The following is a 5,647-nucleotide window of genomic DNA, read 5'->3' as shown; positions in this document are numbered from 1 at the left end:
CCCGCCCCCCCCCCCCCCCCCCCCCCCCCCCCCCCCCCCCCGCCAGACAGATGGCCGCTGCGGTGGGGGGAAGGAAGAGCAGAAGCAGAAGCACGGGCCGTCCAGCGTGGCAGGGGTCCTGCCGCCGGGCACGTGGTCTGTGCAGGCGAGGGCGGGACAGGTTGCCCGGGACCGTTAGAGCCGCAGGGATGCGGCGACGAGCCTACAGGGACGTATTTACGGCGTGTCCCGGGCAGCCTGTCCCGCCCTCGCCCGCCCCCGTCAGAGAGGCGCTGCGCTTCCATCTGAATGGGCATCTGCCCGCGCCTGAAACAAGGTTTTCGCGAAACGGCCAGATCGCGGTATGATGATGGACTTCTTTTTCCAAATCCGGCGCCGACTGGCCCCCTTTCGCATGTCCATCGAAAATCTTCGCAACATCGCCATCGTCGCGCACGTCGACCATGGTAAGACCACCCTGGTCGATCAGCTGCTGAAGCAGTCCGGCACCCTGTCCGAGCGCACCGTCCTCGCCGAGCGCGTGATGGACAGCAACGATCAGGAAAAGGAACGCGGCATCACCATCCTGGCCAAGAACACGGCCATCACCTGGGAAGACAAGAAGACCGGTATCAAGAACCGGATCAACATCGTCGATACCCCCGGACACGCCGACTTCGGCGGCGAAGTGGAGCGCGTGCTGTCGATGGTCGACACCGTGCTGATCCTCGTCGACGCGATGGACGGCCCGATGCCGCAGACCCGCTTCGTCACCCAGAAAGCCTTCGCGATGGGCTTCAAGCCGATCGTGGTGGTCAACAAGGTCGACCGTCCGGGCTCGCGTCCGGACTGGGTGATCGACCAGGTCTTCGACCTGTTCGACAAGCTCGGCGCCACCAATGAGCAGCTCGATTTCCCGATCGTCTACGCCTCGGCCCTGAACGGCTATGCCGGCCTGGAAGACAGCGTGCGCGACGGCGACATGACCCCGCTGTACGAAGCCATCATGCAGCACGCGCCGAAGCCGGAAGTGGATCCGGACGGCCCGTTCCAGATGCGCATCAGCCAGCTGGACTACAACAACTTCGTGGGCGTGATCGGCATCGGCCGCATCCAGCGCGGCACCCTGAAGAAGAACATGCAGGTCGCGGTGATCGACCGTGAAGGCAAGAAGCGCAACGGCAAGGTCGCCCAGGTGCTGGGCTTCCTGGGCCTGGAGCGCATCGAGCAGGACACCGCCGAAGCCGGCGACATCGTCGCCATCTCCGGCATCGCCGAGCTGACCATCTCCGACACCCTGTGCCATCCGGATACCCCGGAAGCGCTGCCGGCGCTGACCGTCGATGAACCGACGATCTCGATGACCTTCCAGGTCAACAATTCGCCGTTCGCCGGCAACAAGGACCTGTCCGGTGGCAAGTTCCTGACCAGCCGCCAGATCAAGGACCGCCTGGACCGCGAGCAGGTCCACAACGTGGCCCTGAAGGTGGAACAGCTGGAAGACGCCGACAAGTTCCTGGTCTCCGGCCGTGGCGAGCTGCACCTGTCGGTGCTGATCGAGAACATGCGTCGTGAAGGCTACGAGCTGGCCGTGTCGCGCCCGGAAGTCATCATCAAGCAGATCGACGGCCAGGCCATGGAGCCGATCGAGCAGCTGGTGGTGGACATCGAAGAACAGCACCAGGGCGGCGTCATGGAAAAGCTGGGTACCCGCAAGGGCCAGCTGAAGAACATGGAACCGGACGGCAAGGGCCGTGTTCGCCTGGAGTACCAGATCCCGGCCCGTGGCCTGATCGGCTTCCAGAACGAGTTCAAGACCCTGACCCAGGGTTCGGGCCTGCTGTTCCACGTGTTCGACCACTACGGTCCGAAGGAACAGGGTTCGATCGCCAAGCGCCAGAACGGCGTCATGATCGCCAACGCACCGGGTGCCACCCCGGCGTATTCCCTGGGGCCGCTGCAGGAACGCGGCAAGCTGTTCGCTGCTGAGGGCGACAACGTGTATGAAGGTCAGTTGATCGGCATCCACTCCAAGGACAACGACCTCACCGTCAACGCGATCAAGACCAAGCCGCTGACCAACATGCGCGCTTCGGGCAAGGACGATGCGATCCAGCTGACCCCGGCGATCAAGTACTCGCTGGAGCAGGCCCTGGACTTCATCGAAGACGACGAGCTGGTCGAGATCACGCCGAAGGAAATCCGCCTGCGCAAGAAGGGGCTGACCGAAAGCGATCGCAAGAAGGCCTCGCGCGGCGGCTGAGCCGACCCGTGAGCCAGACCGCTTACAACCCGGATCCGAAACGGCATCCGGGGCTGCATGTCATCGCCTTGCTCGAAACGGGCAAGGCGGTGCTTGCACTGCTGGCGGCGACCGGGCTGGAACTGCTCGGTCCGCAGCCACTACGCGATGGAATCAGTGCCCTGATCCGGCGTTTCAGCCTGGACCCGGATCACGGCGCCCTGCCCTCGCTGCTCAACATGATCAGTCCCGATGCCGTGCACCTGGCGGCGGCGGCGATGCTCGCCTACGCGGTGCTGCACCTGGTGGAAGCCTGGGGCCTGTGGCGCGCCAAGGCCTGGGCGTCGTGGCTGGGCTGCGTGTCAGCCGGCATCTACCTGCCCTTCGATGTGTACGCCATTGCCCGCCATCCCGGCTGGGCCTCCTGGACCGTGCTGGTGATCAACCTGCTGGTGGTCTACGTGCTCGCACGCGACATCCTCAAGCGCAAACCCTGACGACCCCGCGATACACTGGGCCGGTGACCAGGCCGCCCCTCATGCGCATCGTCCCGAAGCTGCCCCCCTGTTTCCGCCTGTCCACCGTGCTCGCCGCGGTGCTGTTGGCGTGCCCGGGCGGCCTGTCGGCGGCGCCACCACGAGCGCCCACGGCGCATCCCGCTGCGGCAGCCGCGGCGCCTTTCGCCTATGCCGAAGCCGAAGTCGCCGACCTGCAGGCACGCATGCTGGCCGGGGAACTGACCAGCCGCACCCTCACCCGTGCCTATCTGGAGCGGATCGCCGCGCTGGACCGTGCGGGGCCGCGCCTGCGCGCGGTCATCGAGCTCAACCCGGATGCGCTGAAGGACGCCGCCCAACGCGACCAGGAGCGCCGCAGCGGCCGCCTGCGCGGCCCCCTGCATGGTATCCCGGTGCTGGTCAAGGACAACATCAACGCCGCGCCCATGAGCACCACGGCCGGTTCGCTGGCATTGGCCGGTTTCCGGCCGGACGATGCCTTCCTGGTGCGGCGCCTGCGCGAAGCCGGCGCGGTGATCCTCGGCAAAGCCAACCTGAGTGAATGGGCCAACTATCGCGGCGAGGAATCCACCTCTGGCTGGAGCGCGCGCGGCGGCCAGACCGGCAACCCGTATCGACCCGGCTACAGCCCTTGCGGCTCCAGCAGTGGCAGCGCGGTGGCGGTGTCCGCGAACCTGGCCGCGGTCTCGATCGGGACCGAAACCGATGGCAGCATCGTCTGCCCGGCCGCCGTCAACGGAGTGGTTGGCCTGAAGCCCACCGTGGGCCTGGTCAGCCGGGATGGCATCATCCCGATCTCCTTCAGCCAGGATACGCCCGGCCCGATCACCCGCACGGTGGCCGACGCCGCCGCAGTGCTGACTGCCATCGCCGGACGCGATGACGCCGATCCGGCCACGGCGACGATGCCGGGCCGAGCGGTATACGACTACACCGCGCGGCTGAATCCCGATGGCCTGCGCGGCGCGCGGATCGGCGTGCTGGACGGCCCACTGACCCAGCGCCCCGGCATCGACACGCTGATGCAGCACGCCCTGGACGAACTGCGCCGGGCCGGTGCAACCGTGGTGAGGGTGCCGGCGCTGGACGAAAGCCAGTGGGCCGACGCCGAGCAGACCGTGCTGCGTTTTGAGTTCAAGGCCGGCCTGGAACGCTATCTGCGGCGCTGGAAGGCGCCGCTGCGCACACTGCCGCAGGTCATCGCCTTCAATACCGAACACGCCGCCCAGGAACTGCCGCTGTTCGGCCAGGAACTGCTGGAAGCGTCAGCGCAGGCCGGCACGCTGGGCGATGCAGGCTATATCCAGGCGCGCAGCCAAGCGCGCCGGATGGCCGGTGAGCAGGGCATCGATGCCTTGCTGCGCGCACACCAGCTGGACGCGCTGGTAGCGCCGACCACCGGTATCGCATGGCCGATCACCCGCAGCGGCGGCGATGCCTTCCCCGGCGGCAGTTACAGTGCCGCCGCCGTTGCCGGCTACCCCAGCCTGAGCGTACCGATGGGCCATGTGGATGGCCTGCCGGTGGGGCTGTTGTTCATGGGCACCGCCTGGACCGAACCGCGCCTGATCGAGCTGGGCTACGCCTACGAACAGCGGACCATGGCGCGCCGCCCGCCGCCGTTATGACCGCTGCCGGCCGGCTGGATCGTTGACATTCCGCCGCGCATGGCGCGGCTAACCCACTGCGGGCTCGCCATCTTCCGCACCGGGAGAACGGACATCCGCTTCGGGCGCCGCCGCCACGCGGTGACGCGGCATGTCGGCCCCCTCTTCCATCTGCGCGCGCAGCCGCGGCAGCGCCTGCGGATGCTCACGCGCCAGGAAATCCAGCATGCGTTCACGGACCAGGCAGCGCAGGTCGAAGGCGTCGCCGGAGTTGCGCGCGCTGACCAGCAGGCGTACCTGCAGGGTGTGTTCGGTGGTCTCGGTGACCTGGGTGACGCAGACCCGTCCATCCCATAGCGGGGCGTCCTTGCAGATGCGCTCAAGCTCTGCCCGTATCGCGGGAATCGGCGCGCGGTAGTCCAACCACAGGAAGGCGGTTCCCAGCAGATCGGCGCTGCGCCGGGTCCAGTTCTGGAACGGGTTTTCGATGAACCAGGTCAGCGGCACCACCATCCGTCGTTCGTCCCAGATGCGGACCACGACGTAACTGCTGCCGATCTCCTCGATGCGGCCCCACTCCCCTTCCACGATCACCACGTCATCCAGCCGGATCGGCTGGGTCACCGCGATCTGCATGCCGGCGATCAGGTTGCCGAACACCGGCTTGGCGGCAATACCGGCGACCAGGCCGATCAGGCCCGCCGAAGCCAGCAGCGCCGAGCCGATCTTGGCCACCATCTCGAACTGCAACAGCACCAGCGAGGCGCCGAGGATGATGATGCCGCCCATCAGCACGCGGCTGAGGACGCGGGTCTGGGTCTGGATGCGACGGGCTTCGAGGTTGTCGGCAACTTCGATGGGATGGTTGCGCAGGATGGCTTTTTCACCTGCAGCGACCGCGCGTACCAGCAGCCAGATGAAGCAGGCGGTCAAACCGATGTGGGCGACGCGCTGTGCCTGTTCCAGCCAGCCACCGCGCAGGGGCGTGGCCTCCAGCGCCGGAACCATCAGGAACAGCGGGAAGGCCAGCGCCAGCGGCGGACCCAGCATCCGGCCTATACGTGCGCGCCGCCGGTCCCTGCCCGCCAAGCGGCGATACAGCGCCAGGATGACCCACGCCCCCAGCGCACCGACCGCCAGTGCAATGCCAAGCGGTACCACGTAAGCCTGCACCTGTTGCCACTGCATCACCCTTGCACCTCCACGACCACGCGAAAGGATCAGCGTGTCGCAAAGGCCATGATCGCGGTGTCAGCCGTTCGTAAACAGGGGGTCAGAGTCAGGGGTCAGAGTCGCGACTC

The 5,647-nt window shown here is 67.0% G+C and carries 4 protein-coding genes; 3 read left to right on the top strand and 1 reads right to left on the bottom strand.

Annotated elements, in window-relative coordinates; translation table 11 throughout:
* The first annotated feature begins 394 nt into the window (after window positions 1-394).
* From typA to H9654_RS15105, 3 genes are read left to right on the top strand one after another with little or no spacing between them, the layout of a single operon-like run.
* The gene (gene typA / locus H9654_RS15115; RefSeq protein WP_042614231.1) at window positions 395-2,242 is read left to right on the top strand and encodes a translational GTPase TypA; all 1,848 of its coding nucleotides are present in this window, start codon (window positions 395-397) and stop codon (window positions 2,240-2,242) included.
* A gap of 8 nt (window positions 2,243-2,250) precedes the next feature.
* Window positions 2,251-2,718, top strand: a complete 468-nt coding sequence (locus H9654_RS15110; protein ID WP_042614204.1) for a DUF2127 domain-containing protein — start codon at window positions 2,251-2,253, stop codon at window positions 2,716-2,718.
* Between the two features lie 47 nt (window positions 2,719-2,765).
* Window positions 2,766-4,367, top strand: coding sequence for an amidase (locus H9654_RS15105; RefSeq protein WP_191771612.1), 1,602 nt, complete (start codon window positions 2,766-2,768; stop codon window positions 4,365-4,367).
* Window positions 4,368-4,415: 48 nt separating this feature from the next.
* Here H9654_RS15105 and H9654_RS15100 read toward each other — a convergent pair whose 3' ends face one another.
* Window positions 4,416-5,534: a mechanosensitive ion channel family protein gene (locus tag H9654_RS15100; protein ID WP_101098579.1), complete on the bottom strand. Its 1,119-nt coding sequence runs from the start codon at window positions 5,532-5,534 to the stop codon at window positions 4,416-4,418.
* Window positions 5,535-5,647 lie beyond the last annotated feature (113 nt).

The organism is Stenotrophomonas lacuserhaii, assembly GCF_014836545.1.
GTDB lineage: Bacteria > Pseudomonadota > Gammaproteobacteria > Xanthomonadales > Xanthomonadaceae > Stenotrophomonas > Stenotrophomonas lacuserhaii.
The sequence above is the reverse complement of the archived record's forward strand: the minus strand, read 5'-3'. Positions and strand labels throughout refer to the sequence as shown.